At 69.2% G+C, this 21793-nt stretch carries 3 protein-coding genes; all 3 read right to left on the reverse strand.

The window, feature by feature from the left end; translation table 11 throughout:
• The 3 genes from ABKS89_RS17280 to ABKS89_RS17290 are packed head-to-tail and all read right to left on the reverse strand — an operon-like array spanning position 1 to position 21643.
• Positions 1 to 963 (reverse strand): alpha/beta hydrolase, encoded by a 963-nt coding sequence (locus ABKS89_RS17280; RefSeq protein WP_348586268.1) that lies wholly within the window; start codon positions 961 to 963, stop codon positions 1 to 3.
• A complete protein-coding gene (locus tag ABKS89_RS17285) occupies positions 960 to 8876 on the reverse strand; it encodes a non-ribosomal peptide synthetase (protein ID WP_348586269.1) in 7917 nt (2638 codons plus the stop codon). The genes ABKS89_RS17280 and ABKS89_RS17285 overlap by 4 nt, the downstream gene beginning before the upstream one ends.
• Positions 8876 to 21643 carry a non-ribosomal peptide synthase/polyketide synthase gene (locus ABKS89_RS17290; RefSeq protein ID WP_348586270.1) on the reverse strand — a complete coding sequence of 4256 codons (12768 nt, stop codon included), beginning with the start codon at positions 21641 to 21643 and terminating at the stop codon, positions 8876 to 8878. The genes ABKS89_RS17285 and ABKS89_RS17290 overlap by 1 nt, the downstream gene beginning before the upstream one ends.
• Positions 21644 to 21793: the final 150 nt, after the last annotated feature.

Here is a 21793-nt window from a genome sequence, read left to right on the forward strand (position 1 = left end):
TTACCAACGGGCAGCGAGGAACTCGGCCACGCGCCGGTAATACCCCTCCACCTCCGGCACCAGGTTGCCCATGCGCAGGAAGTCGTGGGTCATCCCGCAGCAGCGCTCCGCCTCCACTTCCACGCCCTGCTCCACCAGCGCGTGGGCGTAGGCCAGCCCTTCGTCCAATAACGGATCGAACTGGGCGGCAAACAGCAGTGCCGGCGCGCTACCTTGTAAAGCAGCGCCTGCATGGACCGGCGAGCAGCGCCAATCACTGCGCTGCTCAACGTCAGGCACATACTGCTGGTAGAACCAGTCCAGGCTCGCCGTTTCCAGTAGATAGCCCTCGGCGAACAGCTCCTCGGACTCGCTGCGTGCGCTGGCATCCGCCGCCGGATAGAACAGCAACTGCGCGCAGGGCTGCTCCGCCCCCTCGCCTGCCAGCTCGGCGCAGAGCACGGTGGCCAGCGTGGCACCCGCACTGTCGCCGCCAACGGCAAGGCGACGCGGACTCAGGCCGAGGCTGGCAGAGGACTCCAGCAACCAGTTCCAGGCATCCCGCGCATCGAAGGTCGCCGCCGGGAATGGTGCTTCCGGCGCCAGGCGATAACCCACCGAAATCACCGCGCAAGCGCAGTGCTTGGCCAGCCACCGGCACAGCCCATCATGGGAATCCAGGCTGCCGACCGTGTAGCCGCCGCCGTGGAAGTACAGGATCGCCGCGTCGCTTGCATCTACTGGCCGATACAGGCGCACCGGCAGCTGCCGGCCCTCACGCGCCGGGATCAGCAGCGCTTCCACCGGCATCGACGGCGCCCCGGCCTTGAGTGATTCCGAGGAGGCCTCGAAGTCCTGCCGCGCCTGCTCCAGCGGCAATTCGTGCAACGCCGGGCGCCCCGTGCGGCGGCCGTCGTCGACCATGTCCAGGAAGGCGGAAATCTCCGGGTGCAGCATGCCGACCTCTTTAATCAATGCGTTCATACCGTGGCTTGCTCCTTGCGCGCGCCGCTTTCCACCTGGGCGCAGCAATGGCCGATCATCCCTTCCAGTTCCGTGCGCAGCTGCGCCATCAGCGACTCGATGCGCGACGGGCGGAACACCCGGCGACTGAACATGCAGCGCAGGGTCAGCTCGCCGTCATAGACCTGGCCGACGATCTCCAGCCAGTTGTTCATCGGCGTGCTGGCGGCGTAGGTGTCGCCGGGCTTCTCCTGCAGCGGTACGAACAGCGCCTTGTCGTCGAAGCTCTGGTCGAACTGGCCGAGGTAGTTGAAGGTCACGCGCGGCTCGGCGCGGGCGGCAAGCTGGCGGCGCAGCGCACTGTCACCCAGGTAGCGCAAGGCGCCATAGCCGATGCCCTTGTCCGGCACCGCGCGCAGTTGCTGGCGAATCGCCGGGATGGCCTGGGCGTAGTCGCCCTGCCCCGGCGTCAGGCGCAGCGGGAACAGGCTGGTGAACCAGCCCAGGGTGCGGCTGTGGTCGACGGCGTCAAGGATGTCCTCGCGGCCGTGGCCTTCCAGGCCGATCAGCACCGACTCACTGTCGCACCAGTGGCATAGGGTGCGGCCGAGGGCAGTCAGCAGCAGGTCGTTGATCTGCGTGCGGTAGGCCTCTGGCGCCACCTTCAGCAGGCGCTGGGTCTGCTGGCGGTCCAGGCGCAGGAACAGCTGCTCCAGGTGCGCCATGCGCTCGGCGCCGCGCGGATTGTCGCGCTGCGGCTCGCCGAGGCCGGCGCTGTCGGTCTGTTCCAGCCAATACGGTAGGTCGGCCTGGGCCAGTTGGCTGTCGGCGTAGTCGCGCAGGCCTTCGGCCCAGGCGCGGTAGGCGCTGGTGCGTTCGAAGATCGGCGCCGGCTCGCCAATGAGCTGCGCGGCATAACGCTGTTGCAGCTCCTCCAGCAGGATGCGCCAGGACACGCCGTCCACGCCCAGGTGGTGGATCACCAGCAGCAGACGCTGGCTGCCATCGGCCATGTCGGTGAGCACGCCGCGCAGCAGCCGGCCTTCGCCCAGGTCCAGGCTGCGCTGCGCCTGGTTGGCGATCAGCAATGCCTCCTCGGCGTTCGCCGCCTGCCGCTGCCAGAGCAGCGCACCGGTGATCTCGCTGGCCTCGCGATAGCGCTGCCGCCAGAGGCCGTCAGCCCCACGGGCGAACGACAGGCGCAGGCTGCCATGCTCGGCCAGCAGGCCCTGCAGCGCCGCTTCCAGCGCCTCGGCATCGAGACGCTGGCGGCACTCCAGCAGGACAGCCTGGTTGAAGTGGTTCGGCTCCTCCAACTGCTGCTCGAACATCCATTGCTGGATCGGCACCAGGCCAAAGGATTCGCCGTCATCCGCGACCGCCACGGTCGCTGTCGGCGCCGCCTCGGCCACGCTTTCGGCGCGCTCCAGCAGCCCGGCGATGGTCTGGTACTGCAGCAGGTCGCGCAGGCGGATTTCCACGCCATCGCCCAGTGCTTGGCGGGCGAGGGAGACAATCTGCAGGCTGAGGATGGAGTCGCCGCCCAGGTCGAAGAAGTTGTCGCGGATGCTGACGCGCTCCACTTGCAGCACGTCCTGCCAGATGACCGCCAGGGCGCGCTCGCGCTCGTTTCGCGGTGCCTCGTAGGCCTCGCCCTGCCAGGTCGGCTCGGGCAGCGCCTTGCGGTCGATCTTGCCGTTGGGCGACAGCGGGAAACGCTCCAGCCGGAGAATCTGCGCGGGCACCATGTAGTCCGGCACCTGCTCGCGGAGGAAGTTGCGCAGCGCATCGCCTTCCGCTTCGCCGACCACGTAGCCGACCAGCTGCTTGCCGCTGACGCCGTCGCGGGCCACCACCAGCGCCTCGTTGACCTGCGGGTGATCCTGCAGGCGCGCTTCGATCTCGCCCAACTCGATGCGGAAGCCGCGAATCTTCACCTGATGGTCGATGCGCCCGACGTAGTCGATCACGCCATCGGCGCGTCCGCGCACCAGGTCGCCGGAGCGGTACAGGCGGCCACCGCTCGCATCGAACGGATCGGCAACGAAGCGCTCGGCCGTCAGGCCGGCACGCTCGTGGTAACCACGCGCCAGGCCGTCGCCGCCGATGTACAGCTCGCCGGCCACACCCAACGGCACCTGGCGCAGCTGCTCGTCGAGGATGTACAGCTTGCGCGCACCGACGCCCTTGCCGATGGGCGCATAGGCCGCATCGCAGGCCGTTGCGCGGTCAGCCTTCCACAGCAGCGGCGTGACCACGGTTTCCGTGGGGCCGTAGCCGTTGATCAGATGCTCGGCCCGCAGCGCGCGTTTGGCCAGTTCGAAGCTGGCGTTGGGCACCGCGTCGCCGCCGAAGCAGTAGATGCGCACCGGCGGCGGGTTGCCGTCACGCAGCGCATGTTCGGCCAGTTGCTGCAGGTACACCGGCGGGAAGGCCGCCACGCTCACCTGCTTGTCGTGCAGTACGCGGTAGGTCTGCTCCGGCGTCCACAGCTCGTCGCCGCGCAGCACAAGGCTGCCGCCATGTACCAGGGTAGTCAGCCAACGCTCGTGGGCGCCGTCGAAGGCGAAGGACATGAAGTGCAGCTCGCGGGTCGCAGCATCCATCTGGTACAGCTCGCCGATGGCCGCACAATGCATGGCCAGCGGGCCATGGCTGACTGCAACGCCCTTGGGCTTGCCGGTGGAACCGGAGGTGTAGATCAGGTAGGCGAGGTTTTCCGGCTCCAGCGCCACCACCGGCAGATCGCTGTCCTCGCCAGAGACATCAAGGCCATCCAGCTCCAGGCAGGTCACGCCCGTCGGCAGCGGCAGGCGCTCGCGCAGGCGGCTGTCGGTGATCAGCAGCGCGATGCCGGCGTCGGCCATCTGGAATTCCAGGCGCTCGCGCGGGTACTCGGCGTCCAGCGGCACGTAGGCGCCGCCAGCCTTGAGCACCGCCAGCAGCGCCAGCGGAATGCGCACGCTGCGCGGCAAGGCCACGCCAACGCGGACTTCCGGGCCAACACCGAGGGCCATCAGGCGATGAGCCAGGCGGTTGGAGTCGCGCTCCAGCGCCGCGTAATCGATCTCCTCGTCACCACAGATCAGCGCCACCTCATCGGCACGCAGCGCAGCCTGACGGGCGATGGCCAGGTGCACCGGCTCGGCCGGCGGCAGCGACTGGTGCGGGCCACGACAGGCAGCCAGGACCGCACGGTCGCTGGCGGACAGGCATTGCAGTTCGCCGACGCGCTTGCCGGCGCCGTGCAGCAGGCTCTCCAGCACCTGTTCCATGTTGCCGCGAAGGCGTGCCACGGCGGGAGCGCTGAAGTGCGCGCGCAGGTACTGGTACTCGATTTCCAGGCGCTCGCCGACGCGCACGGCGAGGTCCATGGGAATGCTGGTCTCGTCCTTCGACTTCAGCTCGCCGAAGCGCGGCCCCTGGGCGCTGCGCAGCACTTCGTCGACCGGGTAGTTCTCGAACACGATGATACTGTCGAACAGCGCCTGCCCGGCCTGGCCGGCCCAGCGCTGGATGTCGTACAGCGGCGTGTGCTCGAACTCGCGGACGTCCAGGTTGTAGGCCTGCAGCTCGCGCAGCCAGTCGCCGAGATCGGCTTGCTCGGCCGGCGCCTGGACGATGGGCAACGTGTTGATGAACAGCCCCAGCAGGCTGTCGGCGCCGGCCAGCTGCGCGGGGCGCCCGGCCACGGTGGCACCGAAGGCCACGCGCTGCTGCCCGGTGTAGCGCTGCAGCAGAAGAATCCACGCCGCCTGCACCAGGGTGTTCAGCGTCACCCGCTGGCTGCGGGCGAACGCCTTCAGGCGCTCGGTGGCCGCCGCGTCGTAGCGGCTGTACTCCAGCCCGTGGCCATTGCCTTCGGCCGGGCGCGCCAGGCTGTCGGCGAGCACCGTGGGCTGGGCAAAGCCTTGCAGGCGAGCGCTCCAGAAGTTCTGGGCCTGCTGCTGGTCCTGCACCTGCAGCCAGTGGATGTAGTCGCGGTAACGGCCCTGCTCGGCGATGCTCTCGCCGTTGTAGCGGCGCAGTGCCTCGGCGAACAGCTGAGCGTTGCTCCAGCCGTCGAGCAGGATGTGGTGGTGGGTGTAGATCAGCTGGTGGCTGGCCTCGGCGCTGCGTACCAGCACCAGACGCAGCAGCGGCGGGCGTTCCAGGTCGAAGCTGCGGCTGCGCTCGGCGGCGGCCAGTTCGTCCAGCGCCGCGTCCATGCCTTCGCGGCCACGCCAGTCGAGCACTTCCAGCGGCAGCTCGACGTGCTTATGCACGGCCTGCACCGGCTGATCGAGGCCCTGCCAGTGCACGCCGGCACGCAGGTTGTCGTGGGCATCCAGTGCAGCCTGCCAGGCGGCGCGGAAGCGCTCCACGTCGAGGTCGTTCACCTCCACGCGCAACTGGTTGACGTAGACGCCACCCTCGCTGCCATCCACGCCGTGGAACAGCATGCCCTGCTGCATCGGCGACAGCGGGTAGAGGTCTTCGATCTGGTCTGGATTCAGACCGAGTGCGGCCAGCTGTGCGGCGTCCGGGGCTTCGAGAGCGGCGACGGCAACGGGTCCTTCGGCCGCAACGAAATCACCGGCCACGCGGGCCAGCGCCTGCAATGTCTGGTGCTGGAACAGGTCCTTCGGGCTCAGTTGCAGGCCAGCGGCACGGGCGCGGCTGACCACCTGGATGGAGACGATGGAGTCGCCGCCCAGCTCGAAGAAGTTGTCGTCCAGCCCCACCTGCTCAAGACCGAGCACGGCGCACCAGATGGCCGCCAGGGTCTGCTCGCGCTCGCTCTCGGGCGCCCGGTAGGTCTTCTGCAGCAGGCTGAAGTCCGGCTCCGGCAGCGCCTTGCGGTCGAGCTTGCCGTTGGGGGTCAGCGGCATGCGTTCGAGCTGGACGATCTGCGCGGGGACCATGTAGTCCGGCAGTTCCTCCAGCAAGGCGGCACGCAGGTCTGTGTCGATCTGGCCGGTGACATAACCCACCAGTTGCTTCACCTGCCCCGCGTCGCGGGCGATCACCACCGCCTCGCGCACGCCGGGCTGGCCGAGCAGGCGCGACTCGATCTCGCCCAGTTCGATACGGAAGCCGCGAATCTTCACCTGGTGGTCGATGCGCCCGAGGTACTCCAGCACGCCGTCTGCACGCCAGCGCGCGAGGTCGCCGGTGCGGTACATGCGCGCATTGCGCTCAGCGCTGAACGGGTCGGCGACGAAGCGCTCGTTGGTCAGCTCCGGGCGCCCGTGGTAGCCCCGCGCCAGGCCGTCGCCGGCGATGTACAGCTCGCCCGCCACGCCGATGGGTGCGGGTTGCAGCTCGCCATCGAGGATGTACAACTGGGTGTTGGCGATGGGCTTGCCGAGCAGCGCGCGGGCACCCTTGTCGATCTTCCAGGCGGCCGACCAGATGGTGGTTTCGGTGGGACCGTAGAGGTTCCACAGTGCTTCTGTTTGTGCAGTGAGCTTGTCCGCCAGCTCGGCGGACAGTGCTTCGCCGCCGCAGAAGAAACGGCAGCCGGTCAGGCGCGGGAAGTCCTCGTGGCCGCTGAGCAGAGTCCAGGTGCTGGGGGTCGCCTGGATCACCGTCACGCCCTGCTCCAGTGCCACGCCGAGCAGGCGCGACGGGTCGCGCGCGACGTCGCGGTCGACCAGCACCACGCGGCCGCCGACTAGCAGCGGCAGGTACAGCTCCAGCGCGGAGATGTCGAAGGACAGCGAGGTCAGCGCGAGCACTCGGTCCTGCGCACCCAGGCCCGGCTCGCGGGCCATGCTGAGCATGAAGTTGACCACGCCGCCGTGGCGCACGGCGACGCCCTTGGGCTTGCCGGTGGAGCCGGAGGTGTAGATCACATAGGCGAGATCGTCGGGCCTTGCGAGGTTCGCCGGGTCGCTGTCGGCGTAGCCGTCCAGCTGCGCCCAGTCACGATCCAGGCAGAAGGCATGGGCGCCCGTCTGCGGCAGCTCGCCGAGCAGATGCTGCTGGGTCAGCAGCAGGCGCACGCCGCCGTCTTCGAGCATGTGCGCCAGGCGTTCGGCGGGGAATTCCGGGTCCAGTGGCACGTAGGCGCCACCGGCCTTGAGCACCGCCAGCAGCGCCACCGGCAGTTCCACCGAGCGTTCCAGGGCGACGCCGACGCGGCTGTCCGGGCCGACGCCCTGCTCGCGCAGCCAGTGCGCGAGGCGGTTGGCGCGGCTGTTCAGCTCGGCGTAGCTGAAGCTGCGCTGGCCGTCGGTGAGCGCCACCTCAGCGGGCGAGCGCTGCACCTGCTGTTCGATCAGCTGGTGCAGGCAGGCATCGCGCGGATAGTCCATCGCGGTGGCGTTCCAGCCGTAGAGCAGTTGCTCGCGCTCGCTGCCATCGAGTAGCGGCAGGCGCGCCACCGGGCATTGTGGGTCGCGCACCAGGGCCTGCAGCAGATTGAGGAAATGCCCGCCGAGGCGTTCGATGGTTGCCGCGTCGAACTGGTCGGTGGCGTACATGAACTGTCCGCGCACCTGGCCGTCGCGGCTTTCCTCGGTGTTCAGGGTCAGGTCGAACTTGGCGATGCCGCTGTCCAGCTCCAGGCTTTCCAGCTGCAGGCCGCCGGGCAGCTCGCGCAAGGCGTCGCGGCGGCTCGGCTGGTGGTTGCAGGCCACCTGGAACAGTGGGTTGTAGCTAAGGCTGCGCTCGGGTTGCAGCGCATCCACCAGTTGCTCGAACGGCAGGTCCGGGTTGGCCTGGGCGCCCAACACGGCTTCGCGGGTACGGGCAAGGAAGGCGTTGAAGGATTCGTCGCCGTCGATGCGTGCCGACAGCACCTGGGTATTCACGAAGAAGCCGATCAGCCTTTCGCTTTCGGCACGGCCACGGCCGGCGATGGGCACGCCCACGCGCAGCTCGCGCTGGCCGCTGTAGCGCGACAGCAGCAGCTGGTAGGCCGCGAGGATCAGCATGAACAGCGTGGCACCCTGCCCCCGCGCCAGTTCGCGCAGGGAGTCGCCGAGCGCGCGGGGCAACTCGAAGTCCAGCGTTGCGCCGCGATAGCTCTGCACCAACGGGCGCGGCCGGTTGCCCGGCAGGGTCAGCAGCAGGGATTCTTCGCCCAGCTGTTCCTTCCAGTAGGCCAGCTGCCGCTCGCCCTCGCCGGCCGACAGCCACAGGCGCTGCCAGCGGGCGATGTCGCTGTACTGGATTGGCAGAGTGTCCAGTTCGGCCTGGGTGCCTTGCGCTTCGGCGCTGTAGAGAGTGGCGAATTCATCGATCAGCACGCCGATGGACCAGCCGTCGGCAATGATGTGGTGCAGGTTCACCAGCAGCAGCGCTTCGCCCGGCAGGCGTGCCAGGTGCAGGCGCAACAGCGGGCCTTCTGCCAGATCGAAGCAGCGTTGGGCGCACTCGTTGAGCCATTGCCGCGCCTCGGCTTCGCTGCCGAAATCCTTCGTTTCCAGATGCGCAGGGCCCGGAGGCAGGATGCACTGCATCACTTCGCCTTCTGCTGCCACTCCCGGCCCACCTTGCGGCGGATGACGCTGCGCGTCATTCGCCCTACCAGAGCGGTCCTCTGCCGTGCCAGCCGGCTCCCGTAGGGCGCATAACGCGCCAGCGTTATCCGCCGAGGCAGCGTGCCCGGACTGTGCCGCGCGGAACACGGTGCGCAGGCTTTCATGGCGCGCGATCAGCGCGGCGAAGGCGCGCTGCAGCGCACCCTCGTCCAGCGCGCCGCGCAGGCGCACGGCAGCGGGAATGTTGTAGGCGGCGCTGTGCGGCTCCATCTGCCAGAGGAACCACAGGCGCGCCTGGGCCGCCGAGAGCGGCGCGTGCTCGCGCCCCTCGCGCAGGATCGGCAGGCGCGACAGGCTCACGCCTTTCTCGCGCAGCTGGCGCAGGAAGATGATCTGCTTGTCTTCGGGCAGCGCGCCAAGGCGCTCCGCGACCTGTTTCAGCTGGGCGTCCATCGGGTGTGTCATTACAGATTCTCCAGCTCGCCGAGCAGTTCATCCATCAGGTCGAGTTCCTCTTCTGCGCTGGCGGAGCTTGCCCGCTGGGTTTCGATCCAGGCGGCCAGCGCCTCGATATTGCTCAGCTCGAACAGGCGGTGCAGCGGCAGTTCCAGACCGAGGCGCTGACGCAGGGTCAGGCCTACCTGGGTGAGCAGCAGCGAATGGCCGCCCAGCTCGAAGAAGTCGTCGTGCAGGCCGACGCGGTCCACCTGCAGCACGTGCTGCCAGATACCGGCCAGTTCGACTTCCAGGTCGCTGCGCGGCGCCACGTACTCGCGCAGGCTGTCGCCCAGCTGCGGGTCCGGCAGGGCCTTGCGGTCCAGCTTGCCGTTGGGTGACAGCGGCATGGCGTCGAGGGCGATGATCCGCGACGGCACCATGTAGTCCGGCAGCTCGCCTTGCAGCGCCTGGCGCAGGGCTTCGGGTTCGGCGCTGGCGACCACGTAGGCCAGCAGCACGCCGTCCCTGGCCACCACCACCGCTTCGCTCACCTGCGGATGGGCCTGCAGGCGCGCTTCGATCTCGCCCAGCTCGATGCGCAGGCCGCGAATCTTCACCTGATGGTCGAGACGGCCGAGGTATTCGATGGCGCCGTCTTCGCGCTGGCGAGCCAGGTCGCCGGTACGGTACAGGCGTTCGCCACTGCCAAATGGGTCAGCAACAAAGCGTTCGGCAGTCAGGCCGGGACGTGCGTGGTAACCGCGCGCCAGGCCCACGCCGCCGATGTACAGCTCGCCGGCCACGCCTTGCGGCACCGGTTCCAGGCGCTCGTCCAGCAGCACCAGGCGCAGGTTGTCGATGGGCCGGCCGATGGGCACGACCTGACGCGCGTTGTCCTCGTCACAGGCCCAGAAGCTCACGTCGATCGCCGCTTCGGTCGGGCCGTAGAGGTTGTGCAGCTTGGCACTGCTGCGCTGGCGGAACTGCTGTTGCAGCTCATAGGGCAGCGCCTCGCCGGAGCACATCACCTGCAGCAGCGACGGGCAACGCTCCAGCTCGCCGGAAGCGACGAAGGCCTGCAACATCGACGGTACGAAGTGTAGCGTGGTGACCTGCCCCGCTTCGATCACCTGGCGCAGCGCTGCCGGATCGCGGTGGGCGCCGGGTGCGGCAACCACCAGGGCGGCGCCGGTCAGCAGCGGCCAGAAGAACTCCCACACCGACACGTCGAAGCTGAACGGGGTCTTCTGCAGCACGCGGTCGGAGGCATCCAGCGCGTAGGCCTTCTGCATCCAGCTCAGGCGATTGACCAGTGCGCGATGGCTGTTGCCGGCGCCCTTGGGCTTGCCGGTGGAGCCGGAGGTGTAGATCAGGTACGCCAGGTTCTGCGGGCTGCCGGCGATGGCCGGGTTCTGCTCGGAGGCCATGGCGATTTCGCCCCACTGGCTATCCAGGCAGACCATCGCGGCATTGCTCGTCGGCAGGCGCTCCAGCAGGTGCTGCTGGGTCAGCAGCAGGCTCACGCCGCTATCGCTCAGCATGTGCTGCAGGCGCTCCTGCGGGTAGTCCGGGTCCATGGGCACGTAGGCACCGCCGGCCTTGACGATGCCCAGCAGAGCCACGACCAGCTCCACCGACCGCTCGGCGGCTACACCTACCAGTACGTCCGGGCCGACGCCCTGGCCACGCAGCCAATGTGCGAGCTGGTTGGCGCGGGCGTTGAGCTGGGCGTAGCTCAGGCGTTCGTCGCCGAACTGGAGAGCCAGCGCGTCCGGGGTCGCGGCGACCTGGTGCTCGATCAGCTCCTGCAGTTGCACGTCGGCCGGGAATGTCGCTTCGGTCTCGTTGAAGCGTTGCAGCAGTTCGTTGCGCTCGGCATGGGCCAATTGGCTGACCCGGCCCAGCGGGCGCTCGGCGTCTTCCACCAGGGCCAGCAAAAGGTGCTCGAAGTGCCCTCGCAGTTGCTCGATCTGGCTCGCGCTGAGGCGGTCGGTGCGGTAGGTGTAGCGCACATCCAGCTGTTCGCCGGCACTGGCCACCAGGGCCAGGGCGTAGTTGGTGCCGTCCACCGGGTGGTGGCCGAGGATGCGCAGGTCGTCCTCGCTGGAGGACGCCAGCGCCGCATCCATGGGGAAGTTCTCGAACACGATGATGCTGTCGAACAGCGCCTGCCCGCCGCGGCCAGCCCAGCGCTGGATGTCGTACAGCGGTGTGTGCTCGAACTCGCGCACGTCGAGGTTGAAGGCTTGCAGCTCGCGCAGCCAGTCGCCGACGCGCTGGGCGTCATCCGGCGCCTGGACAATCGGCAGGGTGTTGATGAACAGGCCGAGGCTCTCTTCCGCTCCCGGCAGCGTGGCCGGGCGCCCCGCCACGGTGGCGCCGAAGGTCACGCTGCGCTGGCCGCAGTAGCGTTGCAGCAGCAGCGCCCACGCGCCCTGCACCAGGGTGTTGAGGGTGATGCGCTGGGCCTGGGCGAAGCGTTGCAGCGGCGCGCTGTCGAGCCGGCTGTGCAGCTCGCGCAGCGGCTCCTCGCGGAAACCGGCGCTGCAGGCGGTGGCCAGCAGGGTCGGCTCGTCGAAGCCGTTCAGGCGCTCGCGCCAGAAACTCTCGCCCGCCGCGCCGTCCTGGGCGTGCAGCCAGCCGATGTAGTCGCCGTACTGCGCCGCCGGCGCCGGCAGTGCTTCGCCACGGTAGAGGGCGAGAACTTCGCCGATCAGCCGTGCGCTGCTCCAGCCGTCCAGCAGCAGGTGGTGGCAAGTCCAGATCAGGTGGTAGCGGCGCTCGCCCAGGCGCACCAGCGCCAGGCGTTGCAGCGGCGGCTTGGCCAGGTCGAAGCCGAGGTTGCGTTGGGCGTCAGCGACGTTCTCAAGCTGCTGCGCGCTCACCTGCTGGTCGCGCCAGTCGAAGGACTGCACCGGCAACTGCACGTCGCGCAGGACGAACTGCAGCGGCGCCGCGTCGGCGCTGGCGAGGAAGCCGGTGCGCAGGTTGGCGTGGCGGGCGATGACCGCGCGCCACGCATCGAGGAAACGCGCCTCGTCGAGGCCGTCCAGGTCGACCCGCAGCTGGTTGACGTAGAGCGAGGAGCCCGGCACGTCGAGGGCATGGAACAGCATGCCCTGCTGCATCGGCGACAGCGGATAGAGGTCCTCCACGCCGGCCGGCAGCGGCAGTGCGTCGAGCTGTTGCTGATCGAGACCGAGCAGCGGCAGGTCATTTGCGCCGAGCTTGTAGGGATGGCTCAGGCAGTAAGCAACCAGTGCTTGCAGCTCGGCGCGCAGCAGCGCTTGCAGCTCATCGATGTCCGCTGCATCGAACATGGCGCTGCTGTAGGTGACCTCCAGGCTCAGTTCGCCGCCGAGCACGCGGCCGGCGTAGACCAGCGCGTTACCCAGCGCAGCGTTCAGCGGTTGGCTGCGGCCCACGCCTTCGAAGGCCGGCAGGAAGTCGGCGTCGGCGAAGGCCTGGTCGAGCTGGCCGAGGTAGTTGAAGGTCACCTGCGGCGCCGGCAGGTCTCGCAGGCTGGCGGCGTGCTGGCTGAGGTAGCGCAGTTGGCCATAGCCGATGCCGGCGCGCGGCAGCTTACGCAGGTGTTCACGGGTAGCGCGCAGGTCTGCTCCCGGCTCGCCACCGGCTTGCAGGCGGACGGGATAGAGCGCGGTGAACCAGCCCACGGAGCGGCTCAGGTCCAGCGCCGCGTCGCCGTCGAAGGCGTCGCGGCCGTGGCCTTCCATCTCCACCAGTGCGGAGCTTTCGCCGGTCCAGGCGCACAGGGCGCGGGCCAGCGCGGTCAGCAGCAGGTCGTTGATCTGCACGCGCTGCGCCTTCAGCGCCGGGCCGAGCAGCTGGCGGGTGGTCTCGGCGTCGAGGCTGAAGCGCGCGTTGGCGGCTTCCTTCCAGGTTGCCGGGGCGCCGCTGCGGGCGCGGGTCAGACGCGGCGCATCGCGCAGTTCGGCCTGCCAGTAGCCAAGCTCAGCGGCAGCGCCATTGGCAGCCGCCTGCTGGCGGGCGCTCCAGGCCTGGTAGCTGTCGCTGCGCGGCAGTGCAGCGGGCGTGCGGCCGGCGCGCAGTTCGCGGTAGGCGTACTGCAGGTCTTCCAGCAGGATGCGCCACGACACGCCATCCACTGCCAGGTGATGGATGACCAGCAGCAGGCGCTCGCTACCGTCGGCAAGGCCGACCTGCATGGCGCGCAGCAGCGGGCCGTTGGCGATATCCAGGCTGGCCTGGGCGCCGTCGCACAGGCGTTCCAGGGTTTGCGCGTCGGCGGCGCGGCGGCGCCAGAGCAGCGTCATATCGAGCGGGCCAAGTTCTGCGTAACGCTGGCGGCTGCCGTCGAAACGCAGGCGTAGCGCGTCGTGCTGGCCGACCAGCCAGTGCAGCGCGCGAGCGAGCACGTCGCCGTCCAGTGCTTCGCGCGGTTTCAGCAGCAAAGCCTGGTTCCAGTGGTGACGCTGGGCACTCGGCACGCGCTCGAAGAAGCGAGCCTGCACTGGCGACAACGCCACCTCACCGCTGACAGTGGCCACCGGCGCGGGTGCTGCCGGGACTGCCGGGGCGCGGCTTTCCAGCCACTGCGCCAGCTGGCGGACGCTCTGCCGCTCGAACAGCTGTTTCGGGCTGAGCTTGTAACCGAGTTTGCGGATGCGCGCGATGATCTGCAGGCTGAGGATGGAGTCGCCGCCCAGCTCGAAGAAGTTGTCCTCCGCGCCGACGCGCTCGACCTTCAGCACCGCTTGCCAGATATCGGCGATGCGCTGTTCCAGCTCGCTCAGCGGCGCATTGTCCACGGCCTTGGCGACCACCTCGCCACGTGGCAGCGCCTTGCGGTCCACCTTGCCGTTGGCATTCAGCGGCAGGCGCTCCAGCAGCATCAGCTGGGCCGGCAGCAAGTATTCCGGGACGGCAGCGGCCAGGGCTTCGCGCAGGCTTTCCACGCTCTGTCCTTCGACCACGGCCCAGGCCAGCAACTTCATCGGGCCGTCGTTGTCACGCTCGGCCAGCGCTACGGCATCACGTACGCCGGGCAGGCGCTTGAGCGCTTGCGCCAGCTCACCCGGCTCGACGCGGTAGCCACGGATCTTCACCTGATCGTCCACACGGCCGAGGAATTCCACGACGCCACGACGGCTCAGGCGCACGCGGTCGCCGCTGCGGTACAGGCGCTCGCCTTCGATCTCCAAGAAGCGTTCGGCCGTCATTTCCGGCAGGCCGAGATACCCCAGCGCCAGGCCGGCACCGCCGATGTAGAGCTCGCCGGGCACACCCGGCAGCAGGTCTCGGCCGTTCTCGTCGAGCACGCGGATGGCGCTGTTGGCCAGCGGCGTACCGATGGGCAGGCTGCCCGCCGGCAGGTCATCCAGCAGCGACCATTCGTGAGTCAGCACGCCCACGGTGGATTCGCTGGGGCCGTAGTGGTTGACGATGCGCAGCTTGGGCGCAAGGTCGCGGATCGGTTGCAGCAATGCGCGGTCGCAGGCTTCACCGCCCACCACCAGCAGGCGACGCGGCAGCACGGCGGCGGCGTTGGGCGCGGCGGCCAGCAGGCCGGCGAGATGGCTGGGGACGATCTTCAGCACGTCCACGTCCTGCATGAACGCGGCGAAGCGCTCGGCATCGGCCACGGCCTGGGCATCCGCCAGGTGCAGGCGACCACCGCCGCACAGCGCACCGAACAGCGTGGTGTGGCCGAGGTCGGCCGCCACCGAGGAAACCATCGCCATGCCCAGGCCCCGGGCGCGGCCCTGGTCCAGTTGCAGGCGTTCGAGCACAGCCTGCACATAGTTGGCCAGCGCCGCGTGGCTGATGCGCACGCCCTTGGGCTGGCCGGTGGAGCCGGAGGTGAAGATCACATAGGCGGCCTGCTGCGGGTCGATGCCCCGCGCAGGAGCGGCATTGCTGCCCTGCTCCGGGCCACCGGCCGGGATCAGCGTTGCGGCGATGCCGAAGGTTTCCAGTAGCGCGGCATCGCTCACCAGCACGCGGCTGATGCCGTTGTCAGCGAGCAACTGGCGCAGGCGCTCGGCCGGTTGCGCCGGGTCCAGCGGCACGTAGGTGGCGCCGGCCTTGAGCACGCCCAGCAGCAGGAGCACCCACTGCGCGCTGCGTTCCTGGCAGATGGCGACGCACTCGCCCTGCTCCACCCCGCTGGCGATCAGCGCGTTGGCCAGGCGGTTGCTGCGCTGGTCCAGCTCGGCGTAGCTGTAGCGGATGCTGTCGTCCTGCACGGCGATGGCGTCCGGCTGCGCAGCGACCTGCGCGGCAAACAGGCCGAGTACGTCAGATTGCGGCCATTGCCGGGTCTCACCGCGACGGCGCGAGGCCACCGGGCGAGGCAGTTCGCCGAGGGCGCGTTGCGGCTCGGCGCACAGCTGTCGCAGCAGCGCTTCGAACTGACCGGCGATGGCGGCGACGCTGTCCTCGTCGAACAGGTCGCGGGCATAGACGAAGCTGCCGCGCAGCTCGTCGCCCGGCTGGCCGCTGGCGTCCAGCGCCTCGGCCATGTCCAGGGCGAGGTCGAAGCGCGCGCCGTACTGCTCTTCGCTGAACAGTTCCAGCTTCAGCGCGCCGGCATCGGGCAGGCGGCTGACGTCGAAGCCGAAGTTGAACTTCACCTGCACCAGCGGGTTGTAGGCCAGGCTGCGCTCGGGCTGCAGGGCTTCCACCAGTTGTTCGAACGGCAGGTCCTGGTGCGCCTGGGCGCCCAGTGCCAGCGGCTTGAGGCGGGCCAGCAGCGCGGCGAAGGATTCATCGTCGGCCAGCGCGCAGGGCATGACCTGGGTGTTGACGAAGAAGCCGATCAGCCCTTCGGTTTCCAGCTGCTGGCGGTTGGCGATGGGCACTGCGACACGCAGGTCGCGCTGGCCGCTGTAGCGTTGCATCAGCACCGCGTAGGCACCGAGCAGCAGCATGAACAGGGTGACGTCCTGCTCGCGGGCCAGTTGCTTGAGGCGGCTGCCGAGGCCGGCGTCCAGGCTGAAGCCGAGGCTGCCGCCACGATAGCTCTGCACCGCCGGGCGCGGGCGGTCGGCAGCCAGTTCCAGCACGGGCGTCTCGATGCTCAGTTGCTCGGTCCACCAGCCCAGCTGACGCTGGCCCTCCTCGCCTGCCAGCAGCTCGCGCTGCCACTGGGCGTAGTCGGCGTATTGCACCGGCAGCTCCGGCAGTTGCAGTTCTTCGCCTGCCGCGAAGGCGCCGTAGAGGCGGCTGAACTCGTCCACCAGCACGCGGATCGACCAACCATCGGAGACGATGTGGTGCATCGTCAGCAGCAGCACGTGGTCGGCGTCGGCCAGCTTGAGGAGGGTCAGGCGCAGCAACGGGCCGTTACGCAGGTCGAACGGGTGCTGCGCTTCTTCCTCGGCCAGTTTGCGTGCAGCGCTTTCGGCATCTTTCTCAGCGGACAGATCGACCCGCGCGAGGTTCAGGGGCTGCGCTGGCTGGATGCGCTGGAAGGCCTGGCCGTCCACCTCATCGAAGGTGGTGCGCAGGGTTTCGTGGCGCGCCACCAGGGCATCGAAGGCACGGCGCAGCGCGGACTCGTCGAGCTGACCGCGCAGGCGCAGCGCGCCCGGCACGTTGTAGGCGGCGCTGGCCGGCTCCATCTGCCAGAAAAACCACAGGCGGCTCTGGGCGGCGGACAACGGCAGGTCGCCGTCGCGGGCCACGGCGCGCAGTGCCGGGCGAGCGCTGGGCGCAAGAGCCGTCAGCCGTGCAGCGAATTCGTCCAGGCGGCTGGCTTCGAACAGGTCGCGCAGCGGCACTTCGCAGCCCAGGTCACGGCGCAGGCGGGAAATCACTTGCGTGGCCAGCAGCGAGTGGCCGCCCAGCTCGAAGAAGTCATCCTCGCGGCCCACCGCGGGCACGCCGAGCACTTCGGCCCAGACGGCGGCGACGCGGCTTTCCAGACCGTCGCGCGGGGCTTCGGTGGTGCTGGCGGCTTCCTGCGGTTCGGGCAGCACCTTGCGGTCGATCTTGCCGTTGGCATTGAGCGGCATCTGCTCCAGCACCAGGATGCGCGACGGCACCATGTAGTCCGGCAACTGCGCGCGCAGGGCGGCTTTCAGTGCATCTTCGGCGAGGCTGTCGCCACAGACGTAACCCAGCAGGCGCTTGCCGCGTTCGCTGTCGCGGGCGATCACCGCCGCTTCGCGCACACCGGGCAGCGCGCGCAGGCGGGCTTCGATCTCGCCCGGTTCGATGCGGAAGCCGCGAATCTTCACCTGCTGGTCGACGCGGCCGAGGTAGTCCAGCGCGCCGTCTTCACGCCAGCGCACGCGGTCGCCGCTGCGGTACAGGCGGAGGCCGTCGGAATAAGGGTCGGCCACGAAGCGTTCGGCGGTCATGCCGGCGCGCTGGTGGTAACCACGGGCCAGGCCATGGCCGCCGATGTACAGCTCGCCGGCCACACCGCGCGGCAGTGGCTGCAGGCGGTCGTCGAGGATGTACAGGCTGCGTTCGCCGACCACTTCGCCAATGGGTGCGTAGGCGGCGCCGCAAGTGGTGCGGGCGTCGGCTTTCCACAGCATGGGAGTGACCACGGTTTCGGTCGGGCCGTAGCCGTTGATCAGGTGTTCGGGTTTGAGCGCCCGGTGCGCCAGGTGGTAGGCCGCTTCGGGCACCGCATCACCGCCAAAGCAGTAGATGCGCATGCTCGGCGCGTGACCGGTGATCAGAGCTTGTTCAGCCAACTGCTGCAGGTAGGCCGGCGGGAAGGCGGCGACCGTCACGGCATGGCGGCGCAGCTGGTCCAGGGTCTGCTCGGCGGTCCACAGCGCGTCATTGCGGATCAGCAGGCTGCCACCGTGGGACAGCGCGGTGAGCCAGCGTTCGTGGGCGCCGTCGAAGGCGAAGGACATGAAGATCAGCTCGCGGTCCGCCTCGCTCATGGCGTAGCGCTGGCCGATGGCGCGGCAGTGCGCGGCGATCTCGCCGTGGGCGACGGCAACGCCCTTGGGCTGGCCGGTGGAGCCGGAGGTGTAGATCAGGTAGGCGAGGTTCTGCGCCTGGATGCGCAGCAGCGGACGCACGGCCAGGGCGTTGCCGAGGTCGGCCTCTTCCAGCACCAGGCGCTCGACGCCTTCGGGCAGCGGCAGGCGCTCGGCCAGCTCGGCGTTGGTCAGCAGCAGGTCGACGCCGGCGTCCTGCATCAGCCAAGCCAGGCGCTCCTCGGGGTAGTCGACGTCCAGCGGCAGGTAGGCGCCTCCGGCTTTCATGACCGCCAGCAGGGCCAGCGGGATGTCCACGCCGCGCGGCAGCGCCACGGCGACCCGGCGTTCCGCACCGATGCCGCGCTGGATCAGGCGTTGCGCCAGGCGGTTGGAGCGATCCTCCAGTTCGGCGAAGTTCACCTCGCGCAGCTGGTCGATCAGCGCGACCTTGGCCGGATGGCGGCGGGCCTGGGCGGCGATGGTCTCGCTCAGCGCCTCAAAGGCCGGCGCGTCACCGGCCACGGCGATACTCCAGTCGCTGGCGGGCAGCCAGTCGCGGGCGTCCAGCACGGCGTCGGCATTGAGCTGCGGCAAGGCGCGCAGCAGGTCGAGGAAGTGCCCGACCAGGCGTTGCATGCCGTTGGCGGCGTAACGCTCGCGGGCATAGCAGAAGCTAAGACGCAGGCTCTGCTCGCCCTCACGGACGCGCAGCACCAGGTCGAAGGGGGTTTCCAGGTCGAGCTGTTCCAGCGCTTCCACGCTGACGCCGGGCAGGCCGTTGCCGGCGCGCGGCTGCCACTGGTGGTCGAAGGCGACCTGGCACAGCGGGTGGCGGCCGTGGCCGCGTTCGGGTTGCAGCGCCTCCACCAGTTGCTCGAACGGCAGGCCCTGGTGCGCCTGGGCTTGCAGGAGGTCGTCGCGTAGTTGGCGGAGCACGCCGCGCAGGCTCGCGCCTTCGGGCAGCTCGCTGCGCAGCACCAGCAGGTTGACGAAGAAGCCGACCAGTCGCTCGCTGTCGAGCTGCTCGCGGCCGGCCTGGGTCAGGCCGATGCGCAGGTCGTGCTGGCCGCTGTAGCGCTGCAGCAGCAGGTTGTAGGCGCTGAGCAGGAGCATCGGCAGGGTCGCGCCGTGGGCCTGGGCGAGGCTGCGCAGCTTGCCGGTCAGCTCGGCGTCCACTTCGCGCTCGATCAGCTCGGCGCTCTGGCCTTTTTCACCGGTCGTAAAAGGCAGCTCCAGCGGCGAGTGCTGGTTGCCCAGGCGCTCGCTCCACCAGTCCAGCAGGCGGGCGCCCTCGCCCGCTTCCAGCTTGTGCTGCTGCGCGGCGGCGAGGTCGAGGTACTGGCGCGAAAGCGCCGGCAGCACCGGCTCGCGCTGTTCGACGATGGCGCGGTAGCACTCGGCGAACTCGTCCAGCAGCAGGTTCAGCGACCAGCCGTCAGCGATGATGTGGTGCACGCAGAGCAACAGCGCCTGGCGGCCGCCGCCGAGGTTCTGCAGGCGCAGGCGCAGCAGCGGGCCGCTGGCCAGGTCGAAGGGTTGCGCGGCGAAGGCCTCGGCGTCCTCGCGGGCGGCGATGTCGCGGCGGGCGTTGCCCAGGGAGCTGAAGTCGCTCTCGGTGAGTTCTACCTGCGTCTCATCGGACAGGTTCAGCGACACCTCGCCATCGGCCTGTTCGATGAAGCGGCTGCGCAGGGTTTCATGGCGGCCCAGCAGCACGGCGAACGCCTGCTCCACTGCTGGCCGGCGCAGTTCACCGCGCAGGTTCATACGCCCGGCGATGTGGTAGACGGCGCTTTCCGGCTCCAGCTTCCAGAGGAACCACAGGCGGCGCTGGGCCGGCGACAGCGGCAGCAGACCGTCACGCGTGACTTGCGGCACGCTTTCGACTTCAGTGATCGGCAGGGCTGCCAGGGCGGCGACGAAGGCACCGAGCTCCGGCGCTTCGAACAGCAGACGCAATTCCACAGCGCGGCCGAGGCGTTCGCGCAGGCGCGCCATCAGCTGGGTGGCCTTGATGGAGTTGCCGCCGAGGGCGAAGAAGTTGTCGTCACGGCGGATCGCCGGCAGCTCCAGCACTTCGCTCCACAGCGCGGCGATGGCTTGCTCCTCGGTCGAGAGCGGCGCAACCGGCTTGGCGCTGGCGCCATCGCTGATCGGCTCGCCGGCGCGCTGGATGGCGTAGGCCTGCAGGCTGCCATCGAGCAACTGGGTGCGGCAGGCCGAGCGTTGCAGCTTGCCGCTGGAGGTCTTGGGCAGTGCGCCCGGCTCCAGCAGCGCCACCACCAGCGGCGCTTCCTGGAAGGTTTCCGCCACGGCGGCGGAGATGGCCCTGGCCAGCGCCTCGGCGGAGATCAGCTTGCGCACGCTGCGCCCGACTTCGGCGGCGATACCGATACCTTCGCGGCCCTGATGCTCGATGGCGAAGGCGGAGACGCGCCCTTTGCGCACCAGGTCCACCTCTTCCTCGACGCAGCGTTCCAGGTCCTGCGGGTAGAGGTTCTGGCCACGGACGATGAGCATGTCCTTGAGGCGGCCGGTGACGAAGAGTTCGTCGTTGTGCAGGAAGCCCAGGTCGCCGGTGCGCAGCCAGGTGCGGCCGTCCTTTTCGACGAAGGTGCGCGCGCTGGCTTCCGGGTTGCGCCAGTAGCCGAGGGCGACGCTGGGGCCGCTGCTCCAGATTTCGCCGACGCGATCCGGGCCGAGGCTTTCGCCGCTCACCGGGTCGACCAGCAGGATTTCATGGTCGGGCTGGGCCCGGCCGCAGTTGATCAGCGAGGTACCGCGACCCGGGCGGGCGATGTTCTCGCCCAGGGCATCGAGGTCTACTTCCAGCTGGCCGATACCGTCGCCGCGTATGCCGCCGGTGACGAACAGGGTCGCTTCGGCGAGGCCGTAGCAGGCGTAGAAGGACGAGGCGTCGAACTGCGCCGGGGCGAACCAGGCGGCGAAGCGCTCCAGGGTGTCCGGGCGGATCGGCTCGGAGCCAGAGAAGGCCACGCGCCACTTGCTCAGGTCGAGGCCCTCCATGGCCGCCTCGTTGACCCGTTCGCAGCACAGGCGGTAGGCGAAATCCGGCCCGCCGCTGACCGTGCCGCCGAAGCGGGCGATGGCTTCCAGCCAACGGCGCGGACGCTCGAGGAAGTAGCGCGGCGACATCAGCACGCATTCGATGCCGCTGTAGATCGGCTGCAGCAGGCCGCCGATCAGGCCCATGTCGTGGAACAACGGCAGCCAGCTGACGATCACGTCGTCGTCGCCGATGCCGAAGCCGTGGCGGATCAGGCGCTCGTTGGCCACCAGGTTGCCGTGGCTGACCTGCACGCCCTTGGGCGTCGAGGTGGAGCCGGAGGTGTACTGTAGGAAGGCGATGTCGTCGTCGGCCAGCTCGGGCATCTGCCACTCGACGGCCAGCGCCGGGTCGGCCTGGTCCACCGCCAGCAGCAGCGGGCTGTCGCCGTTCTCGCGCTCGCAGGCCGGACGCAGGGCTTCGATCAGCGTGGAATCGGTGAGCACCAGGCTCGGTTCGGCGTCATCGAGGATCGAACGCAGGCGCGCCAGGTGCTGTGGGCGCACGGATTCCGGCGGATAGGCCGGCACGGCGATGATTCCCGAGTAGAGGCAGGCGAAGAACGCGGTGACGTACTCCGGGCCGCTGGGCAGCAGCAATACGGCGCGGTCGCCGTGCTGGCCGTGGCGCAGCATCCAGGCGGCCATGGCGCGGGCGCGCTCGTCCAGCTCGCGGAAGCTGATGGGCTGTTCGACATTCTCGGCGATGAATCGCAGGGCAGTCTTGCGCGGCATTTCGCAGGCGCGTTGCAGCAGGGCCTCGACCAGGTTTCCTGCGGCTTCGTAACGGTCGTTCATGACATCACCTGTTCTGTCGGCGGGCGCGTGGGGCCCGCCGGAGGGAAATTCGTGGGTTCAGCTGTTTTGCGCTCTGGGGATCGGAGAGCCGAACTGCTCACTCGCTCCGATCAGTCCCCTCTCCCTCTGGGAGAGGGAGCTATCCGTGCA

The sequence above is a fragment of the Pseudomonas sp. LABIM340 genome, from assembly GCF_040017195.2.
In the GTDB taxonomy this organism is placed as follows: Bacteria; Pseudomonadota; Gammaproteobacteria; order Pseudomonadales; family Pseudomonadaceae; genus Pseudomonas.